Consider the following 3,226-nt stretch of genomic DNA (forward strand, 5'->3'; position numbering starts at 1 on the left):
ATAAATCGAGAAATCGACAAAATCTGATACAAAAGGTCTTCTGGTGTCGATTGGGGTATCTAAACCCGTTTGCAGTACATTTAAACCTTCTAAAATCAAAATGTCAGGTTGGCGAATAGCTTGATTTATGTTGATGCCGATGAGTCATTGCTTAAAGATTGGTATAAACAACGATTCTTGCAATTTAGAACTGGGGCGTTTAGTGACCCAAACTCATTCTTTCATCACTACTCTTCTTTGACCGACGATGAAGCGAATGTAATTGCTGCCAATATTTGGGATACCATCAATGGCCCCAATTTATCATTAAATATTCAGCCGACACGCGAGCGAGCTCACCTGATTTTACAAAAAGGCCCCAACCACTTAATGGATCGGGTTTTACTGCGCAAATAACACGATATGCGCCTATTATTAGGCGTTATTTAGTAAGACTTGTTCGAGATAACGGACTCACTCAATATTCAAAAGTACGCCATAAGGTGTGACACTTAGTCATTCTAAGCAAACACCTTATAAATAACCAACCGATTGTATAAAAATAACAAACAACCGTTTAGTCGCCTCCTTCGGCCAGCATTTGAGTCTTTCTACCATGTTATTTCATTGTCTCATAGAGTAGAAAAACGTCATCCTACAGGCTTAGGCAGGCGTCAGCAGGCCTAAATTGCTGTAAAATTCACCTTATATAACCCACATCCTTATTGCCTATGTCGCTGCTCGAAGACTGATTTCACCACCTAAATAGCGCTTAATACCTTGGTCAGTTTCAAGCAATAAAGCACCTTGATCATCAATGCCTCGACAAATACCGTTCACACAATTGGGTGCCATGACTAATGAAACATCGCGATTAGCAAATAAATCATACTTATTCCAGCGATCCAAAAAAGCGCCCAACCCTTTTTGCTCAAATAACTGAAGATCAGTTTTAAGGGTTTTGTGCAGTTGGATCAATAGCTCGGTTTTATCTGGCATACTCATTAAACTGGAGAGATCACTCCAGGGCTGATCAATAAGCCCGCCTTGTTCTGCAGACATACTCATATTAATGCCAAAACCAATTACAAGCTCGGTTTGTTGCGCAGATGAGTGGGCTATTTCTACTAAAATCCCTGCTAATTTTTTATGTTCTAGATAAATGTCATTCGGCCATTTTAAACCTAGCCCCTCAACCCCAAACGCTGATAAAGCCTTAACAATAGAACAACCAACCACTAAGCTTAAGCCACTTGCTTTGCTAATATCGCTATGTAAACGCCAGAACATGGATGCATAAATATGGTGCCCGTAGGGAGACAACCATTTCCTGCCTCTTCGACCTCTGCCTGCAGATTGATATTCAGCGATGCAAATATCACCCGATTTAAGTTCACTAGTATGTCCAAGTAAAAAAGCATTAGTGCTTGTTGTTTCATCAAAATAAAAACAGCGGCCGTCAACATTATTGACAAGAATTGACTCATTTACTAAGGACATTGGCGTCGCTAACTTATAACCTCTCCCCTTTACGCTGTAGATTTCAATGCCATAATCTTTTAATGCGTCGATATGCTGATTAATCGCCGCCCGAGTAAGCGATAGAGACTGCGCTATCACCTCACCAGAAACAAAATGCTCATGATGCAAACAAGCTAAAATTTGACGTTTACGAGACCAATGTTCATTCATTTATGTCTATCTCCCCAGCAGAACCCAGAATCCTTGGCTCAGGTTGTAATCTAACGCCAAACTTATTGAAAACCGTCTGGATGACGTACAGCGCTAATTGGCATACTTCTTTACCTGAAGCATTACCAAGGTTAACTAAAACCAAAGCTTGTTCTTGATGAACCGCTGCATCACCTATATTAAAGCCCTTCAACCCAGCTTGCTCAATCAGCCAGCCGGCAGCAAGTTTATAATGATCATCACCTTGTGGGTAACCCACTAAAGCAGCATAACGAGTTTTAAGGGTATTATAGACATCTATTGATACCACAGGATTTTTAAAGAAACTGCCCACATTACCTAACTTTTTAGGATCAGGTAGCTTAGATTGGCGAACATGACACACACAATCAAAAATTTGTCTCGCGGTCACAGTTGCAGGATCTAAATGTTGCAGTGGACCATAGTTGGTAACGGCTTGCCACTGTTTAGCTAACTTTAAAGTCACTTCAGTGATAACAGCTAAGTTTTTAAGCTGTTGTTTAAAAATAGACTCGCGATAGCCAAATTGACATTGGTCATTATCAAAATGGACTAACTTTCCGGTATCCAGTTGTAAAAACTGAATCTGATGACAGAACCGATTAAATTCAACACCATAAGCACCAATATTTTGTATAGGAGCGGCGCCAACAGTCCCAGGAATCAGGGCCATATTTTCTAAACCATAAATCTCTCTCGAAAGGCAATACTCAACCAAGTGATGCCAATTTTCTCCCGCTTGTACAGTGAGATAATAAAAGTCATCGTCTTGATCAATCACAATCCCCGTAGTACTCACCTTGACAACCGTTCCCTGAAAGTCATCAGTAAATACCAGGTTACTGCCGCCACCAAGTATAAGCATTGGGTTTTGTTGTTGATACAACTCAATACATCTAGTGATTAGCTCATTTTTGCTAGTGACTTCAACTAAAGAAGCGCAATGCTGATTGAGGCCGAGTGTGTTTAATGCAGTAAGGGAGATAGACATAGACAGACATCAAATTCAAAAATATAACGCTATTGTAGCAGGGAATTAGATAATAAATTACCATGATTAACCGGAAAAACATGCTGTGAATAATGTCATCAGACATCGAAGAGCCATCATATATGTCACAGTTTGCAGAGCTATACTTAAAACAAATGATAACTGAGTGAATTACAGTCAACAATGACTAATAAACTTGTATTGATCCACCTTGTGAATGATCGCTATTCTAGTAGATCTCAAATTTAGCCTGTTAATGACCGACTCTTTTATGGGCATATCATCAACACTGGTCAATGGCTTAGGTTTAAGGCACAAATTGCAGACGTAAAACGCCCGCTACATAATAGCGGGCTGTTTCACGACTCTTTCAAGTCAAATAGGCGCCTAGAAATGACCTACTCTGACATGGGCATACTGGCCAGTATGCCCATGCGAGAGTAGGTCAGTTCTAGGTGCCAAAGAACACAGCAAGGCCACTCTACTCGAGTGGCCTTTTTGTTTTGTGCCTTAAACCTAAGCAATTAGTCAGTGTGGCCAGTA

The 3,226-nt window shown here is 40.4% G+C and carries 2 protein-coding genes and 2 pseudogenes; 1 reads left to right on the forward strand and 3 read right to left on the reverse strand.

Features of this window, described 5'->3' with window-relative positions; translation table 11 throughout:
- Positions 1-123, reverse strand: a pseudogene (locus H5185_RS21485) (type I pantothenate kinase); the annotation flags it as partial.
- On the opposite strand from H5185_RS21485, the pseudogene H5185_RS21490 reads away from it, so the two are divergent.
- Positions 124-396 (forward strand): annotated as a pseudogene (locus H5185_RS21490) (type I pantothenate kinase); the annotation flags it as partial.
- Positions 397-708: 312 nt separating this feature from the next.
- Here the strand turns inward: H5185_RS21490 and birA are convergent.
- A complete protein-coding gene (birA, locus tag H5185_RS21495) occupies positions 709-1,671 on the reverse strand; it encodes a bifunctional biotin--[acetyl-CoA-carboxylase] ligase/biotin operon repressor BirA (RefSeq protein WP_182723880.1) in 963 nt (320 codons plus the stop codon).
- Positions 1,664-2,689 carry a UDP-N-acetylmuramate dehydrogenase gene (murB, locus tag H5185_RS21500; protein ID WP_404948365.1) on the reverse strand — a complete coding sequence of 342 codons (1,026 nt, stop codon included), beginning with the start codon at positions 2,687-2,689 and terminating at the stop codon, positions 1,664-1,666. The genes birA and murB overlap by 8 nt, the downstream gene beginning before the upstream one ends.
- Positions 2,690-3,226 lie beyond the last annotated feature (537 nt).

The sequence above is a fragment of the Shewanella sp. SG44-6 genome (assembly GCF_014164185.1).
In the GTDB taxonomy this organism is placed as follows: domain Bacteria; phylum Pseudomonadota; class Gammaproteobacteria; order Enterobacterales; family Shewanellaceae; genus Shewanella; species Shewanella vesiculosa.